The organism is Bradyrhizobium sp. Leo170 (genome assembly GCF_004296405.1).
In the GTDB taxonomy this organism is placed as follows: domain Bacteria; phylum Pseudomonadota; class Alphaproteobacteria; order Rhizobiales; family Xanthobacteraceae; genus Bradyrhizobium.
On record NZ_PSRR01000176.1, the window covers coordinates 1 to 17046 of the forward strand.

A 17046-nucleotide genomic window follows, 5' to 3' on the forward strand; every position below is an offset into this window, starting at 1 on the left:
AAAGTGAAGCAAAGCTCGGGCGCATCACGCCGCGAGAACGCGAACTCACATCCTCTCACCACTACTCCACCGTCATGCCCCCGAAGGCGGGCATCCAGTATCCAGCAGCCTCTCGGCTCAAGCACTGCTGTTTCTGGAATACTGGATCGTCCGCCTTCGCGGACGATGACAGCGGAAAGCTGTTTGACAGTTGAATCAGAACCCACCCCGCGTGGGGCAGATGGCGCCCTAACCCGCGCCGACGGCTTTCTTGCGCCAGGCGAGATGGACGGCGCAGGTGCAGCCGGGTGGGTGCGAGGTGACATCGTTGGCGGGAGTGGCGACCGGCGCGAGCGCCGGCGTTGCCTGCTTCGCGTCCTGCGAGGGGATGTAGTTCAGCACGGGCGCGAGCCAGCGCTCGATCTCGGCAACCGTCATGTCCTTGCGTGCGGCGTAGTCCTCGACCTGGTCGCGCTCGATCTTGCCGACGCCGAAATAGAAGCTCTCGGGATGGCTGAAATAGAGGCCGGAGACCGAAGAGCCCGGCCACATCGCAAAGCTCTCCGTCAGCGTCACGCCGGCCGTATTCTCCGCATCAAGCAGTGCGAACAGCGTCTGCTTCTCGGTGTGGTCGGGCTGTGCGGGATACCCTGGCGCCGGGCGGATGCCGTGATACTTCTCCAGGATCAACTCGTCCGACGCCAGCGCCTCGTCGGGCGCGTAGCCCCAGAATTCCTTGCGCACGCGCTGGTGCATGCGCTCGGCAAAGGCTTCGGCGAGGCGGTCGGCCAGCGCCTTGCACAGGATCGAGGAGTAATCGTCATTGGCGTTCTTGAAGCGGTCGGCGACCGCGTCCTCGCCGATCCCGGCGGTGACGACGAAGCCGCCGATATAGTCAGGCACGCCCGAACCGACGGGCGCGATGAAATCCGACAGCGCGGCGTTGAAGCGGCCTTCGCGCTTCTCGAGCTGCTGGCGCAGCGTATGGAAGGTCGCGATCTTCTTTTTCCGTGTCTCGTCGGCATAGACGGCGATGTCGTCGCCTTCGGCATTGGCGGGCCAGAAACCGATGGTGGCGCGGGCCGTGAACCATTTCTCCTCGATGATGCGCTCAAGCATCTTCTGGGCATCATCGTAAAGCGAGCGCGCGACCTCGCCGACCTTGGGATCGTCGAGAATGGCCGGGAAGCGCCCGGTCAGTTCCCAGGTCTGGAAAAACGGCGTCCAGTCGATGAATTTTGCAAGCTCGGCCAGATCGTAGGCGTCAAAGCTCTTGCGCCCGAAGAAGGTGGGCTTCTTCGGCGGCACCTTGGCGAAGTCGATCTTCACGCCATTGGCGCGGGCTTGCGCAAGCTTCAGGCGTTTCTTGTCCTGCTGCGCACGGAAATGCGCGGCGGAGATCTTTGCGTATTCGGCGCGGATATCGGCGGCATAGGCCGTGCGCTTCTCGGGCGAGAGCAGCGAGGAAGCGACGCCGACGGCGCGGCTGGCGTCGTTGACATGCACGACCGGCCCGCCCGGATAGTTCGGATCGATCTTCACGGCGGTATGGACGCGGCTGGTGGTGGCGCCGCCGATCAGGAGCGGCAGGTTCAGGCCCTCACGCTCCAGCTCGCCGGCGAGAAAGCTCATCTCGTCGAGCGAGGGCGTGATCAGGCCGGAGAGGCCGATGATATCAGCGCCTTCGGCCTTCGCCGTCTCGATGATTTTTGCCGCCGGCACCATCACACCGAGGTCGATGACCTCGAAATTATTACACTGCAGCACGATGCCGACGATGTTCTTGCCGATGTCGTGGACGTCGCCCTTCACCGTCGCGAGCACGATCTTGCCGGCGGCATTGCGGCCGTCGCTGGTTACGCCATTGGCGAGGTTGCGCGCCTTTTCCTCTTCCATGAACGGCATCAGATAGGCGACCGCCTGCTTCATGACGCGCGCCGACTTCACCACCTGCGGCAGGAACATCTTGCCGTCGCCGAAGAGATCGCCGACCACGTTCATGCCGGCCATCAACGGGCCTTCGATGACGTCGAGCGGACGGGAAGATGCTTGTCGCGCCTGCTCGGTATCGGCCTCGATGAATTCGGTGATGCCGTGCACCAGCGCGTGGCTGAGCCGCTTCTCGACCGGCCATTCGCGCCAGGCGAGATCGGCTTCCTTGCTCTGCTTCTCCTTGCCGCGGAATTTCTCGGCGAGCGCGAGGAGGCGCTCGGAGGCGCCGGGGTCGCGGTTGAGGATGACGTCCTCGCACACCTGCCGCAGCTCGGGATCGATGTCGTCATAGACGATCATCTGCCCGGCATTGACGATGCCCATGTCCATGCCGGCCTTGATGGCATGATAGAGGAATACCGAGTGCATCGCCTCGCGAACCGGCTCGTTGCCGCGGAACGAGAACGAGAGATTGGAGACGCCGCCGGAAATATGCGCGCCGGGGAGGTTCTGGCGGATCCAGCGCGCGGCCTCGATGAAGTCGACGCCGTAATTGTTGTGTTCCTCGATCCCGGTCGCGATCGCGAAGATGTTGGGATCGAAGATGATGTCTTCCGCCGGGAAGTCGAGCCGGTTGACCAGGATGTCATAGGCGCGCTTGCAGATTTCGGTCTTGCGCGCAAACGTGTCGGCCTGCCCGGTCTCGTCGAATGCCATCACCACGACGGCCGCGCCATGGCGCTTTGCGATCGTGGCCTCGTGGATGAATTTCTCCTCGCCCTCCTTCATCGAGATCGAGTTCACCACCGGCTTGCCCTGGATGCATTTCAGGCCAGCCTCGATCACGGCGAATTTCGACGAGTCGACCATCACAGGCACGCGGGCGATATCGGGCTCGGCGGCGACGAGATTGAGGAACGTCACCATCGCCTTCTCGGAATCGAGCAGGCCCTCGTCCATGTTGACGTCGATGATCTGCGCGCCGTTCTCGACCTGGTCGCGCGCAACCTGCAGCGCGGCCGTATAGTCGGCTGCGGTGATCAATTTGCGGAAGCGCGCCGAGCCCGTGACGTTGGTACGTTCGCCGATATTGACGAAAGGAATGGCGTCGGTCAGCGCGAACGGCTCCAGGCCCGAGAGCCGCAGGCGCGGCTCGATCTCGGGGACGACGCGCGGCTTGTGCGGCGCCACCGCCGCGGCGATCGCAGCGATATGGTCCGGCGTGGTGCCGCAGCAGCCGCCGACGATGTTGACGAGGCCATCGCGCGCGAACTCGCCGATCAGCCGCGCCATATATTCCGGCGTCTCGTCATACTGCCCGAATTCGTTGGGCAGGCCGGCATTCGGATAAGCGCACACCAGCGTAGCGGCGACGCGGCCGATATCGGCGATGTGGCTGCGCAGGTCCTCCGCGCCGAGCGCGCAGTTGAAGCCGATGGTGATCGGCTTGGCGTGCCGCACCGAATTCCAGAACGCCTCCGGCAACTGGCCCGAGAGCAGGCGGCCGGATTTGTCGGTGATGGTGCCCGAGATCATCACGGGCACGTCGATGCCGCGCTCTTCAGCGATCTCGGAGATCGCGTAGAGCGCGGCCTTGGCATTGAGCGTGTCGAAGATGGTTTCGACCAGCAGCAGGTCGGCGCCGCCGTCGAGCAGGCCGTTGATCTGCTCGCCATAGGCCTTGCGCAGATCGTCGAACGTCACGGCGCGATAGCCGGGATTGGAGACGTCGGGCGAGATCGAGGCGGTACGGTTGGTGGGCCCCAGGGCGCCTGCGACGAACCGCGGCCTGCCGTCCTCCGCACTCACCTTCTCGGCGGCGGCGCGCGCGAGTCTGGCGCCCTCGCGGTTGAGCTCATAGGCGAAGTCCGACATGTCGTAGTCGGCCTGCGCGATCGAGGTCGAGGAGAAGGTGTTGGTCGCAACGATGTCGGCGCCGGCGCGCAGATAGGCGGCGTGGATGTCCTCGATCGCCTGCGCTTGCGTCAGGATCAGGATGTCGTTGTTGCCCCTGATGTCGCGGTGGAAATCCTTGAAGCGTTCGCCGCGGAACGCAGCCTCGTCGAACTGGAGGCCCTGGATCATCGTGCCCATGGCGCCGTCGAGCACGAGGATGCGCTCGCGTGCAGCGGCGATGAGGGCGGTACGCTTGGGAGAAACGGGTACGGTCATTTGATCAGGCAGCTTTCTTCGCGCCGTTCGGACGGATGCCGAGCAGATGGCTGATCGCGAACACGGGATCGGCGCGGTTCATGGTGTAGAAATGGAAGGTATCGACGCCGTGTTTTGCGAGCTTCTGCACCTGGCCGGCGGCAACCGTAGCCGCCACCAGTTTGCGGGTTTCGGCGTCGTCATCGAGGCCTTCGAATTTTGCGGCGAACCAGTCCGGCACCGTGGTGCCGGCGCGGGTGACGAAATTGCGGGCCTGCTTGAAATTGTGCATCGGCATGATGCCCGGCACGATCGGGATCTCGATGCCGCGAGCCCGCACCCGGTCGAGGTAGCGGAAATAGAGATCGTTGTCGAAGAACACCTGGGTGATGGCGCGCGTCGCGCCGGCATCGACCTTGGCCTTCAGCGTGTCGATGTCGGCGTCGAAATTCGCGCTCTCCGGATGTTTCTCCGGATAGGCCGAGACCGAAATCTCGATATCGGGATGACGCTTCTTGATGCCGGCGACCAGCTCCGGCGAGCTCTGGTAGCCGTCCGGATGGGTGTAATAAGGCGTGCCGATGCCGCCCGGCGGGTCGCCGCGCAGCGCCACGATGTGGCGGACACCGACCTCGTGATAGCGGTCGACGATCTCGTCGATCTCTCCGCGCGAGGCGCTGACGCAGGTCAGATGCGCCGCCGGCAACAGCGTGGTTTCGTTCAGGATGCGGGCGATGGTCGAGTGGGTGCGCTCGCGGGTCGATCCGCCGGCGCCATAGGTCACCGAGACGAAGGTGGGCGACAGCGGCGCCAGCCGGTTGATCGTGTCCCAAAGGTTGCGTTCCATCTCCTCGGTCTTCGGCGGGAAGAACTCGAAGGAAATGGCGGGAGTCCTGAACGGCGGGGCGGCAACCTCGGTCATGGCTCTCACAAACTCCACGGGACAATCGGCACAGGCTGGGTGGTCAAGACGGTAAGATAGGGCAAAGCGGGGCGGGCAAACAGCCCATCAGGAATGGGAAATGGCCCACTTTGAGTGAATCTGTTAGCTCAGTGCGAGAACTTCAATTTGCGGTGGGCAGGAGTATAGGTTTCGCGGCTTATCGCAAAAATCCAAAAATTATAGCCTGTTTCTATAACGTTCCGGTCAATTCGGTTCCCTCCTTGGGTGTGGGCAAGGAAGAATTGTTACGGATTAACGACGTTTTGTCCCACTGTCGACGTGGCCGCTCCGCTTCGGGGCGTCGCGGAGCTGATCTGCACGCGGAGGGGCTTTGTGGTTTCAATGTGCCGCCCTAGCTTACCGCGATGATTCCGCTTTCCGTCCTGGACCTTTCGGTCGTCACCACAGCCACAAAGCCCGCCGCAGCGCTGCGCAACAGCATCGATCTGGCGCGCCATGTCGATGGGCTCGGCTATATCAGGTATTGGCTCGCCGAGCACCACAACCTCGCCTCCGTCGCGAGCCCCGCGCCGGACCTGATGATCGGGCAGATCGCTGCCGTCACCAGGAACATCCGCGTCGGCTCCGGCGGCGTGATGCTGCCCAACCATGCGCCGCTGGTGGTCGCCGAGCGCTTCAAGATGCTGGAGGCGCTGTTCCCCGGCCGCATCGACCTTGGCCTCGGCGCGCGCCCGGCACTGACGGCGCCACGGCCTACGCGCTGCGGAGCCGGCTCGATCGCCGCGAGGGCGATGATTTCCTGGAGCGACTGCATGAACTGACGCTGTGGGAGACGCGCGAGTTCCCGTCCGGCCACCCCTTCAACAATGTGGTGGCGATGCCCGACGATTCGCCGCTGCCGCCGATCTGGCTGCTCGGCTCCAGCGGCTATTCGTCCGAGCTCGCTGCGCAGGTCGGCATGGGTTTCGGCTTCGCGCATCATTTCGCGACCCATGACGCGGTCGATGCGATGACCAACTACCGCGCCCATTTCAAGCCGTCGCCCTGGCGCCAAACCCCGCAGGCGATCCTCGCGGTGGCAGCCGTGGCGGCTGAGACCGATGAAGAGGCGGAAAAGCTGGCGCTATCGATGGACCTCAACCGGCTGCGCCGGGATCGCGGCCAGTATCTGCCGCTGCCGAGCGTGGAGGAGGCGCTGGCCTATCCCTACACCGACGCCGAGCGCGCTTCGATCGCCCGCAACCGCTCGCGCTTTTTCGTCGGCAGCCCGGCGACGGTGATGGCAAAGCTGCAGCCGCTGATCGCGGCGACCGAGGCGAATGAGCTGATGATCATCACCGCCGTGTATGACCACGAGGCGCGGAAGAAGTCGTACAGCCTGCTGGCGGATGCGTTCGGGCTTGCGAAGAAAGCGGCGGCCTAACGGTGTGTATCAATCCGCCTTCTCGCTGAAGGTTGCGCGGAAGGGGTGGGCGGGATAGACGCCCACGATGCGGAATTCGCGGGAGAAGAATTTCAGCTCTTCGAGCGCGAAGGCCAGCCCACGATCATAGGGGTGGCCGTCGACGTCGGCATAAAATTGTGTGGCGAAGAAATTGCCGTCGACCATGTAGCTTTCGAGCTTGGTCATGTTGACGCCGTTGGTGGCGAAGCCGCCGAGCGCCTTGTAGAGCGCCGCGGGCAGGTTGCGCACCCGGAATACAAACGTCGTGACCAGCGGGCCCGAATCCTGCTCGGCCCATCTGGCTTTGCGTGCCAGCACCACGAAGCGGGTGGTGTTGTGGGCCTCGTCCTCGATGTCTTCGGCCAGGATATCGAGGCCGTAGATGTCGGCGGCAAGGCGCGAGGCGATGGCGGCGACGCTTTTGTCGCCACGCTCGGAAATGTCCCGAGCGCTGCCGGCGGTGTCGCCGGCGACGATCGGCCTGACGCCGAGCTTGCGGATGATGCGCCGGCACTGGCCGAGCGCATGCACATGGCTCTCCACGCTCCTGATGTCGGAGAGCTTTGTTCCCTTCACCGCCATCAACTGATGCCGGACCGGCAGGAACCATTCGCCGACGATGAACAGGCCGGAGGCCGGCAACAGATGGTGGATGTCGGCGACGCGGCCGGCGACCGAGTTCTCGATCGGGATCATGCCGAGATCGGCCTCGCCGGAGGAAATCGCCGACAGCGCGTCCTCGAAGGTCGGGCAGGGCATCGGCTCGGCGTCGGGATAGGCCTCGACGATCGCGATGTGGGAATTGGCTCCGGGCTCGCCCTGGAAGGCGATTTTCAGCTTCTTGGTCATATCGTTTTCCTGGCGAGGTTTTAGATCATGATCCGATTCTTCGGAACCGAATCATGATCTCATCTCTTTGTTTGAGCATGATCTTTTCGGAAAACCGGTTTCCACTTTTCCGGATCATGCTCTAGCAGCGGTTCAGGTTTTGGCCAGTATCCGCCGGGCGGTTTCGAGGTCGGCCGGGGTGTCGACGCCGCGCGGCACCGTGTCGACGATGGTGACGTCGATCCGCATCCCGGCCTCCAGCGCGCGGAGCTGCTCGAGCTTCTCCTGCTGTTCCAGGGGCGAGGGCGGCAACCTCACGAACCGCTCCAGCGCGGCGCGGCGATAAGCGTAGAGGCCGATATGGTGGTAGCGCGGCCCGTCGCCGAACGGCGCCGTGGCACGGGTGAAATAGAGCGCGCGCAGCCGTCCTGCCGTGATCGGCGAGCCGACCGCCTTCACCACGTTCGGGTTGAGGCTTTCCTCCTCGGTGTGGATCTCGGAGGCGAGGGTCGCGATATCGACTGCGGGGTCGTCGAGCGGCGGCAGCACGGCGCGGATCGTGTCCGTCGTGATGGTCGGGAAATCGCCCTGCAGATTGACCACAATCCCCGCCTTGCCTTGCGGATCGAGCGTGGTTGCGGCCTCAAAGATGCGGTCGGAGCCGGAGGGGTGATCGGCGCGGGTCATCACCACCTCGCCGCCGGCCGCCGTGACGGCAGCGGCGATCTCCGGCGTATCGGTCGCGACCGCGACCCGGCCGATGTTGGCTTCTTCCGCCCGGCGCAATACGTGGACAATCATCGGCTGGCCGGCAATGTCGAGGAGCGGCTTGCCCGGCAGCCTCGTGGCCGCCATGCGGGCGGGAATCAGCACCAAAATCCGCGAGTCAGCCATCGTATCGAAACCCTGCCGGCGGCAGGAATCAGGGTGGGGACAGGGTAAAAGCCGGCGCGTTTATACGGGTTGCCAGAGCGCAGGCAAACCGATATCTCAACTCTGCTCGGGGGAGGCGCGACGAGGGCTGATTCCGAGGCTCACCCCCGCGGCCATTCGGCCCGCCTGAAGTCGACATTTTAGGCCTGGAGCCTGATCCGAAATGGACTCCTTCGAACTCAACAAAATTCTCGGTGCGATCCTCGGCACCTGCCTCATTGTCCTGGTGACGAGCTTTGGCGCGCAGGCGGTGTTCACGCCGAAGCCGCTGGAGAAGCCCGGTTTCGAGATCGCCGTGAAAGAGGCGAGCAAGGGCGGACCGGCGGAAGCCGCCGCACCCTCCGAGCCGATCGAGAAGCTGCTGCAGACCGCCTCTGTGGAAAAGGGCTCGGCGGCCGCCAAGAAGTGCGCAGCCTGCCACACCTTCGAAAAGGGCGGCCCGAACCGCGTCGGCCCCAATCTCTTCGGCATCGTCGGCGAGCCCCGGGGCGAAGGACGCGGGTTCAACTTCTCGGCCGCGATGAAGGCCAAGGGCGGCACCTGGACTTTCGACGACCTCAACAAGTTCCTCACCAATCCGAAGGGTTTCATTCCGGGTACCGCGATGGGCTTCGCCGGTATTCCGAAGGACAGCGAGCGCGCAGACGTGATCGCCTACCTGAATTCGCTGTCGGATCATCCCCAGCCGCTGCCGACCGCGTCGAAATAGCATTTCCCTCATGGATTCAATCGGAACGGCCAGGCATTGCCTGGCCGTTTCCGTATGGATCGCAGGTTGTCATCGGGACGTTTCGCCGCACACGTGATGGCCCCCAGGCTTCCAAGATGAGGAAAAAGCAACATAATCCGCCGAAACCTTGCCCTATATTACGCACTTAGTGCGTAACCCCGGTTCACGACAGGAAGCTCCCCTTGGCCATTACCCGACGACACCTTCTGCAGACCGGCGCGGTGGCCGCGCTGACCCCCATGATGGGCATGGCAGCCGGCATTCCGGCGATGTCGAGCGCGCAGGCGGACCCGGGAGGCAGTGAGCCGGCGTGGCGCCACGCGCTGTCACTGTTCGGCGATATCAAATATCCGGCCGGCTTCCAGCGTTTCGACTATGTCAATCCGGATGCGCCGAAGGGCGGCGTCGCGCGGATCATCTCGCTCGGCACGTACGACAACTTCAACGTCGCGGTGATGGGCGTGAAGGGCTCGATCGCGCCGGCCGCGATCATGATCTATGAGACGCTGATGTCGCGCTCGCAGGATGAGATCGCGACCGAATATGGCCTGCTCGCCGAAGGCGCATCCCATCCCGACGACTATAGCTGGGTGATCTACCGGCTGCGCAAGGAAGCGCGCTGGCACGACAGCAAGCCGGTGACGCCGGAGGACGTCATCTTCTCGCTCGAGACGTTGAAGAAGCAAAGCCCGTTCTATTCCTCCTATTACCGGCACGTGACCAAGGCCGAAAAGACCGGCGAGCGCGACGTCAAATTCACCTTCGACGCTCCCGGCAATCGCGAATTGCCGCACATCGTCGGCGAATTGCTGGTGCTGCCGAAGCATTACTGGGAAGGCACCGACAGCCAGGGCCGCAAGCGCGATGTTTCGGCGACTACGCTGGAGAAGCCGCTCGGCTCGGGCGCTTATCGGATCGCTGATTTCGTCGCCGGCCGCTCGGTCCGGCTCGAGCGCGTGAAGGACTATTGGGGCGCCAAGTTGCCGGTCCAGATCGGCCAGAATAATTTCGACGAGCTGCGTTTCGAATTCTTCCGCGACAACGTCGTCGCGCTCGAAGCTTTCAAGGCCGACCAGGCGGACTGGATCACCGAGAACTCGGCGAAGCAGTGGGCGACTGCGTATGACTTCCCGGCCGTGACCGAGAAACGCGTCGTCAAGCAGGAGTTTCCAATCAACGATTCCGGCCGCATGCAGGGTTTCGTGCTCAACCTGCGCCGCGCTCAATTCAAGGACGCGCGTCTCCGGCGCGCCTTCAACTTTGCGTTCGATTTCGAGGAGATGAACAAGCAGCTCTTCTATGGTCAGTACAAGCGCATCAACAGCTATTTCGAGGGCACAGAATTGGCCTCTTCCGGCTTGCCGCAGGGGCAGGAGCTCGAGCTCCTCGAGACCGTGCGCGACAAGGTGCCGCCGGAAGTCTTCACGACGCCGTACACGAACCCGATCGGCGGCAACCCCGAAGCGGTGCGCGCCAATTTGCGCGAGGCCACCAGGCTGTTGAAGGAGGCCGGCTTCGAGGTGCGCGAGCGCAAGCTGGTCGATCCGTCGGGCAAGCCGGTGACCGTGGAGATCCTGGTGCAGGATCCTTCCTCCGAGCGGATCGCGCTGTTCTTCAAGCCGTCGCTGGAACGCATCGGCGTCACTGCCTCGATCCGTGTCGTCGACGACGTGCAGTACGAGAACCGCATCCGCAGTTTCGATTTCGACATCATCACCGACCTCTGGGGCCAGTCGCTCTCGCCCGGCAATGAGCAGCGCGAATTCTGGGGCTCGCAGGCCGCGGATCAGCAGGGATCCAAGAACACCATCGGCATCAAGAACCCGGCAGTAGATGCGCTGATCGAGAAGGTCATCTTCGCCAAGGACCGTGCCAGCCTCGTCGCCGCGACCAAGGCGCTGGACCGGGTGCTGCTCTGGAATTTCTACGTGGTGCCGCAGTTCGGCTATCCCTACGCGCGCTATGCGCTCTGGGATCGCTTCGGCCACGCGGAACTGCCGAAATATGCGCGCTCCGGCCTGCCCTCATTGTGGTGGTATGACGTGGACAAGGCAAACCGGATCGGCAAACGGTCTTGAGGGGTTTTTCGCGCATGGCGCTATTCACCCGTCGGCACGCGCTCGGTCTCGGCATCGGTGCGCTATGCGCGACGCGGCTTCGTCCGGCAGCCGCCGATAATGGCGTCGAGATGCATGGCATGTCGGCGTTCGGCGATTTGAAATATCCCGCCGACTTCCACCATTTCGACTATGTCAACGTCAATGCGCCGAAGGGCGGCATGTTCTCGCTGATCCCGTCGGTCCGCGACTATAACCAGTCCTATTTCACGTTCAATTCGCTCAACGCCTACGTCCTCAAAGGTGAGGGGGCGCAGGGCATGGGCATGACGTTTGCGACGTTGATGGGGCGCGCCAGCGACGAGCCTGATGCGATGTATGGGTTCGCGGCGAAGTCGGTGCGGATTTCGCCCGACAAGCTCAGCTATACTTTCACGATCCGCCCCGAGGCGCGATTTCATGACGGCTCGAAGCTGACTGCCCACGACGTCGCCTTCTCGCTGAACACGCTGAAGGAAAAGGGCCACCCGATGGTCCTGGTTCAGCTCCGCGATTTCATCAAGGCCGAGGCGCTCGACGATGCGACCGTCGTCGCCAGCTTCGCGCCGAAGCGCGCGCGCGACGTCCCGCTTTATGTCGCGGGCCTGCCGATCTTCTCGAAGGCCTATTACGCCAATCGGCCGTTCGAGGAATCGACGCTCGATACGCCGCTCGGCTCCGGGCCGTACAAGGTCGGCCGGTTCGAGGTCAACCGCTTCATCGAATATGATCGCGTCAAGGACTGGTGGGCTGCCGATCTTCCGGTCTGCCGCGGCAGCTTCAATTTCGATACCGTCCGCTACGAGTTCTATCGCGACCGCGACGTCGCCTTCGAAGGCTTCACGGGCAAAAACTATCTCTATCGCGAGGAACTCACCGCCCGCATCTGGGCGACGCGCTATGATTTTCCCGCGATCAAGGACGGCCGCGTCAAGCGCGAGCTGTTGCCGGACGAGACGCCGTCGGGCGCGCAGGGCTGGTTCATCAACATGCGCCGCGACAAGTTCAAAGACCCGCGCGTGCGCGAGGCGCTGATCTATGCCTTCGATTTCGAATGGACCAACAAGACCATCATGTACGGCGCCTATGCGCGCACCCATTCGCCGTTCCAAAACTCGGACATGATGGTGTCCGGCCCGCCGTCGCCGGAAGAGCTGGCGCTGCTGGAGCCGTTCCGCGGCCAGGTGCCGGACGAGGTGTTCGGCATGCCCTTCGTGCCGCCGGTGTCCGACGGTTCGGGGCAGGACCGGGCGCTGCTGCGCAAGGCGGCGCAATTGCTCAACGAGGCCGGCTGCGTGGTCAAGGACGGCAAGCGGCTGTTGCCGAACGGCGAGCCTTTCACCATCGAATTCCTCAACGACGAAGCCTCGATCCAGCCCCATCACGGGCCGTACATCAAGAACCTTGCCGTGCTCGGCATCGACGCCACCTTCCGGCTGATCGATGCCGTGCAGTATCGCGCGCGGCTGGAGGATTTCGATTTCGACATGACCATCCAGCGCTTTTCGATGTCGGCGACGCCGGGCGATGTCATGCGGGCGTTCTTTTCGTCGCAGGCCGCCAACACCAAAGGCTCCTATAACCTCGCAGGCATTTCCAGCCCGGTGATCGATGCGTTGGTCGAGAAGATCATCGCCGCCGAGACCAGGGCGGAACTGACCACCGCCTGCCGCGCTTTCGACCGGGTGTTCCGCGCCGGGCGCTATTGGGTGCCGCAATGGTACGCCAACACGCACAAGGTGGCCTATTGGGACCTGTTCGCCCATCCGCCGAAGCCGGCGCGCTACGCGCAAGGCGTGGGAGCGCCGGAGAACTGGTGGATCGACCCGGCCAAGGCCGCCAACGCCGAACAGGCGAAGTAAGACATGACCGCCTATATCGCCCGCCGCATTCTCCTGATGGTGCCGACGCTGCTCGGCATCCTCTTCGTGTCCTTCGTGGTCGTGCAATTCGCGCCCGGCGGGCCGGTCGAGCGGGTGCTGGCGCAGCTTTCCGGCGCCGATACCGGCGGCTCTTCGCGGGTTTCGGGTTCTTCCGGAGGCGATTTTGCCGCGCGCGCGCCAGGCGGCGCCTCGGCGGACGCCGTCAACTCGAAATATCGCGGCGCGCAGGGGCTCGATCCCGCCTTCATCAAGAATCTCGAAAAGCAGTTCGGCTTCGACAAGCCGGCGCCCGAGCGCTTCGCGCTGATGGTATGGAATTTCGCCCGCTTCGATTTCGGCAAGAGCTATTTCCGCGACGTCAGCGTGATCCAGCTCATCAAGGAGAAGCTGCCGGTGTCGATGTCGCTCGGCATCTGGATGACGCTGCTGACCTATCTGATCTCGATCCCGCTCGGCATCCGCAAAGCCGTGCAGGACGGCTCACGGTTCGACACCTGGACCTCGGCGGTGATCATCGTCGGCTTTGCGATTCCCGGCTTTCTGTTCGCGATCCTGTTGATCATCCTGTTCGCCGGCGGCTCGTTCTTCAACGTGTTCCCCTTGCGCGGATTGACCTCGGACGGCTGGTCGCAATTCCCCTGGTACTGGAAGATCCTCGACTATTTCTGGCACATCACGCTGCCCTTGATCTCGATGGCGCTCGGGGCGTTTGCCACCATGACGCTGCTGACCAAGAACTCGTTCCTGGACGAGATCCGCAAGCAATATGTCATGACCGCGCGCGCCAAGGGCTGCAGCGAGACGCAGGTGCTGTACGGCCACATCTTCCGGAATGCGATGCTGATCGTGATCGCCGGCTTCCCGAGCGCGTTCATCCACGCCTTCTTCTCCGGCTCGCTTTTGATCGAGACCATCTTCTCGCTCGACGGGCTCGGCCTGCTCGGCTTTGAGAGCGTCCTGAACCGCGACTATCCGGTGGTGTTCGGCACGCTGTTCATCTTTTCGCTGGTCGGCCTGGTCGTGAACCTGATCTCCGATCTCGCTTACATGTGGATCGATCCCCGGATCGATTTCGAGGCGAGGGAAGTCTGATGACGATGCTCGCGCCCCAACCCGTCGAGACCACCACGCAATCGCCGCTCGGCGAGGCCGTGCCGCCGAGCCGCCATCCCTTCGAGCCGTCGCCGCTCAACAAGCGCCGCTGGCAGAACTTCAAGGCCAACCGCCGGGGCTACTGGTCGTTCTGGATCTTCCTGGTGCTGTTCGTGGTCTCGCTGTTCGCCAACTTCATCGCGAATGATCGCCCGCTGATGGTCAGATATGACGGCCGGCTCTATTGGCCGGTGCTCTTCAACTATGCGGAGACGACGTTCGGCGGCGATTTCGAGACCACGGCTGACTACCGCGATCCCTACTTGCAGAAGCAGATCGCGGCCAAGGGCGGCACCATCATCTGGCCGCCGATCCGTTATTCCTACGACACCCACAATCTCGATCTGCCGACGCCGGCGCCGTCGAAGCCGACCTGGCTCCTGACCGAAGAGCAGTGCAAGGAGGTGGTCGAGAGGAAGCACCTTAGCGGCTGCCGCGACCTCGAATACAACTGGCTCGGCACCGACGACCAGGGTCGCGACGTGGTTGCGCGCCTGATCTACGGTTTCCGCATTTCGGTGCTTTTCGGCCTGACGCTGACCATCCTGTCCTCGATCATCGGCGTCGCCGCCGGCGGCGTGCAGGGCTATTTCGGCGGCTGGATCGATCTCACCTTCCAGCGCCTGATCGAGGTCTGGACCGCGATCCCCTCGCTCTATCTGCTTCTGATCATCTCCGCGGTGCTGCCGCCGGGCTTCTTCATCCTGCTCGGCATCCTCCTGTTGTTCTCCTGGGTGTCGCTGGTCGGCCTGGTGCGTGCGGAATTCCTGCGCGGGCGCAATTTCGAGTACATCCAGGCGGCGCGCGCGCTCGGCGTCTCCAATGCGGTGATCATGTTCCGCCACCTGTTGCCGAACGCGATGGTGGCGACCATGACCTTCCTGCCGTTCATCGTCTCATCCTCGGTGATGACGCTGACCGCGCTGGACTTCCTGGGCTTCGGCCTGCCGCCGGGCTCGCCTTCGCTCGGCGAGTTGCTGGCGCAGGGCAAGGCCAATGTGCAGGCGCCGTGGCTCGGCTTCACCGGCTTCTTCTCGGTCGCGATCATGCTCTCGCTCCTGATCTTCATCGGCGAGGCCGCGCGCGACGCCTTCGACCCGCGCAAGACGTTCAGGTAGGGCAGCTCATGGACGCCATCAACCAGCCGCTGCTCGATGTCCGCGACCTCTCGGTCGCGTTCGGCCCGTCGATCGCGGTCGACCATGTCTCGTTCTCGATCAAGCGTGGCGAATGCCTCGCGCTGGTCGGCGAATCCGGCTCGGGCAAGTCCGTCAGCGCGCTGTCGGTCCTGAAATTGCTGCCCTATCCGGCCGCGTCGCATCCTTCCGGCACCATCCGCTTCAAGGGCCGTGACCTTCTTACCGCCTCGGAGCGAGAGATGCGCGAGGTGCGGGGCAACGACATCTCGATCATCTTCCAGGAGCCGATGACCTCGCTCAATCCGCTCCACACCATCGAGGGGCAGATCGGCGAGATCCTGTCGCTGCACAGCGGCGTGCGCGGCGCGGCGGCGCGGGCGCGCACCATTGAGCTCCTGACGCAGGTCGGCATTCCCGAGCCTGAGACGCGGCTGCAGAGCTATCCGCATCAGCTCTCCGGCGGCCAGCGCCAGCGCGTGATGATCGCGATGGCGCTCGCCAATGAGCCCGACCTTTTGATCGCGGATGAGCCGACGACGGCGCTCGACGTCACCGTGCAGGCGCAGATCCTGGCGCTGCTGGCCGAGATCCGCACCCGGCTCGGCATGAGCATGCTGTTCATCACCCATGATCTTGGCATTGTCCGCCGCATCGCCGACACCGTCTGCGTCATGAATGGTGGCAAGATCGTCGAGCACGGCCCGGTCGAGCAGGTCTTCACCGCGCCCAAGCATCCCTATACGCGCGATCTTCTCGCCGCAGAGCCGAAGCCCGATCCGGCGCCGCCACGCCCGGACCAGCCGGTGGTGATCTCGGCGGATGATCTGAAGGTCTGGTTCCCGATCAAGCGCGGATTGCTGCGCTCCACTGTCGGTCATATCAAGGCGGTCGACGGCGTCAGCATCGCGGTGCGCAAGGGCGAGACGCTCGGCGTGGTCGGCGAATCCGGCTCGGGCAAGACCACGCTGGGGCTCGCGCTGCTGCGATTGATCTCCTCCGACGGGCCGATCGTGTTCTTAGGGAGCAACATCCAGGGCCTGCGCTTCAAGCAGATGCGCCCGTTCCGCCGCGACATGCAGATCGTGTTCCAGGATCCGTTCGGCGCGCTGAGCCCGCGCATGTCGGTCGGCGACATCGTGGCTGAAGGGCTGACTGTTCATCAGCGCCAGTTGTCGGCCGGAGAGCGCGAGGCGCGGGTGATCAAGGCACTGACGGATGTCGGCCTCAAGCCGGAATGGCGCTTCCGCTATCCGCATGAGTTCTCCGGCGGCCAGCGCCAGCGCATCTCGATCGCGCGCGCGGTGGTGCTGGAGCCGAATTTCGTGGTGCTGGACGAGCCGACCAGCGCGCTCGACATGCTGTTCCAGGCGCAGATGGTCGACCTCTTGCGCGAATTGCAGCGCAAGCGCGACCTCACCTACATGTTCATCTCGCACGATTTGCGCGTGGTGGCGTCGCTCGCCAGCCATCTGATCGTGATGAAGTCCGGCAAGGTCGAGGAGGAGGGGCCGGCCTCCGAGCTGTTCAAGAATCCGAAGAGCAACTACACCCGCGCCCTCTTCGCCGCCGCCTTCCGCCTGGAGACGGCCGGCAATGGCGCGGTGGCGACCTGAGTGACAGTTGGGCCTCATGGTTCGAGACGGCGCGAAGCCTGTCATCGGGCCGCGCTTCGCGCGGACCCGTTGGCGCCTCCTCACCATGAGGGGCGGGCAGTTTAGCCTGCGGCAACGTCTGACCGTCCCGAGAGCACCGTGTTTCCCCTCATCCTGAGGAGCCGCGAAGCGGCGTCTCGAAGGATGAGGCCCCCGTGCTCGACACGCATTGGCGTCGTAGCCCGGGTGGAGCGTCAGCGTAACCCGGGGCCGCTGGTGGTGG

At 63.8% G+C, this 17046-nt stretch carries 11 protein-coding genes and 1 pseudogene; 8 read left to right on the top strand and 4 right to left on the bottom strand.

Annotation, left to right across the window (positions count from 1 at the left end):
* Positions 1-194, top strand: a 194-nt coding sequence (locus CWO89_RS47110) for a hypothetical protein (RefSeq protein ID WP_207234566.1), incomplete at its 5' end; no start/stop codon positions are given.
* A 34-nt stretch (positions 195-228) separates the two neighbouring features.
* Here the strand turns inward: CWO89_RS47110 and metH are convergent.
* The gene (metH, locus tag CWO89_RS25850) at positions 229-4083 is read right to left on the bottom strand and encodes a methionine synthase (protein WP_130581472.1); all 3855 of its coding nucleotides are present in this window, start codon (positions 4081-4083) and stop codon (positions 229-231) included.
* Positions 4084-4087: 4 nt separating this feature from the next.
* A complete protein-coding gene (metF, locus tag CWO89_RS25855) occupies positions 4088-4984 on the bottom strand; it encodes a methylenetetrahydrofolate reductase [NAD(P)H] (RefSeq protein ID WP_130581473.1) in 897 nt (298 codons plus the stop codon).
* A 386-nt stretch (positions 4985-5370) separates the two neighbouring features.
* On the opposite strand from metF, the pseudogene CWO89_RS25860 reads away from it, so the two are divergent.
* Positions 5371-6389, top strand: a pseudogene (locus tag CWO89_RS25860) (LLM class flavin-dependent oxidoreductase).
* A gap of 9 nt (positions 6390-6398) precedes the next feature.
* On the opposite strand, the gene CWO89_RS25865 reads toward CWO89_RS25860, so the two are convergent.
* Positions 6399-7259 carry a prephenate dehydratase gene (locus tag CWO89_RS25865; protein WP_130581474.1) on the bottom strand — a complete coding sequence of 287 codons (861 nt, stop codon included), beginning with the start codon at positions 7257-7259 and terminating at the stop codon, positions 6399-6401.
* A gap of 132 nt (positions 7260-7391) precedes the next feature.
* Entirely contained in the window at positions 7392-8132 is a 741-nt protein-coding gene (locus tag CWO89_RS25870) for a 3-deoxy-manno-octulosonate cytidylyltransferase (protein WP_130581475.1), read from the bottom strand.
* A gap of 202 nt (positions 8133-8334) precedes the next feature.
* On the opposite strand from CWO89_RS25870, the gene CWO89_RS25875 reads away from it, so the two are divergent.
* The 6 genes from CWO89_RS25875 (at position 8335) to CWO89_RS25900 (ending at position 16784) form a co-directional block, all read left to right on the top strand.
* Positions 8335-8880 carry a c-type cytochrome gene (locus tag CWO89_RS25875; protein ID WP_130581476.1) on the top strand — a complete coding sequence of 182 codons (546 nt, stop codon included), beginning with the start codon at positions 8335-8337 and terminating at the stop codon, positions 8878-8880.
* Positions 8881-9149: 269 nt separating this feature from the next.
* The gene (locus tag CWO89_RS25880) at positions 9150-10979 is read left to right on the top strand and encodes an extracellular solute-binding protein (protein WP_463700238.1); all 1830 of its coding nucleotides are present in this window, start codon (positions 9150-9152) and stop codon (positions 10977-10979) included.
* A gap of 14 nt (positions 10980-10993) precedes the next feature.
* Positions 10994-12859, top strand: a complete 1866-nt coding sequence (locus CWO89_RS25885) for an extracellular solute-binding protein (RefSeq protein WP_130581477.1) — start codon at positions 10994-10996, stop codon at positions 12857-12859.
* A gap of 3 nt (positions 12860-12862) precedes the next feature.
* Positions 12863-13972, top strand: coding sequence for a microcin C ABC transporter permease YejB (locus CWO89_RS25890; protein WP_130581478.1), 1110 nt, complete (start codon positions 12863-12865; stop codon positions 13970-13972).
* Positions 13972-15150, top strand: a complete 1179-nt coding sequence (locus CWO89_RS25895) for an ABC transporter permease (RefSeq protein ID WP_130581479.1) — start codon at positions 13972-13974, stop codon at positions 15148-15150. The genes CWO89_RS25890 and CWO89_RS25895 overlap by 1 nt, the downstream gene beginning before the upstream one ends.
* An 8-nt stretch (positions 15151-15158) precedes the next feature.
* Positions 15159-16784 (top strand): ABC transporter ATP-binding protein, encoded by a 1626-nt coding sequence (locus tag CWO89_RS25900; protein ID WP_130581480.1) that lies wholly within the window; start codon positions 15159-15161, stop codon positions 16782-16784.
* The last annotated feature ends 262 nt before the right edge of the window (positions 16785-17046 follow it).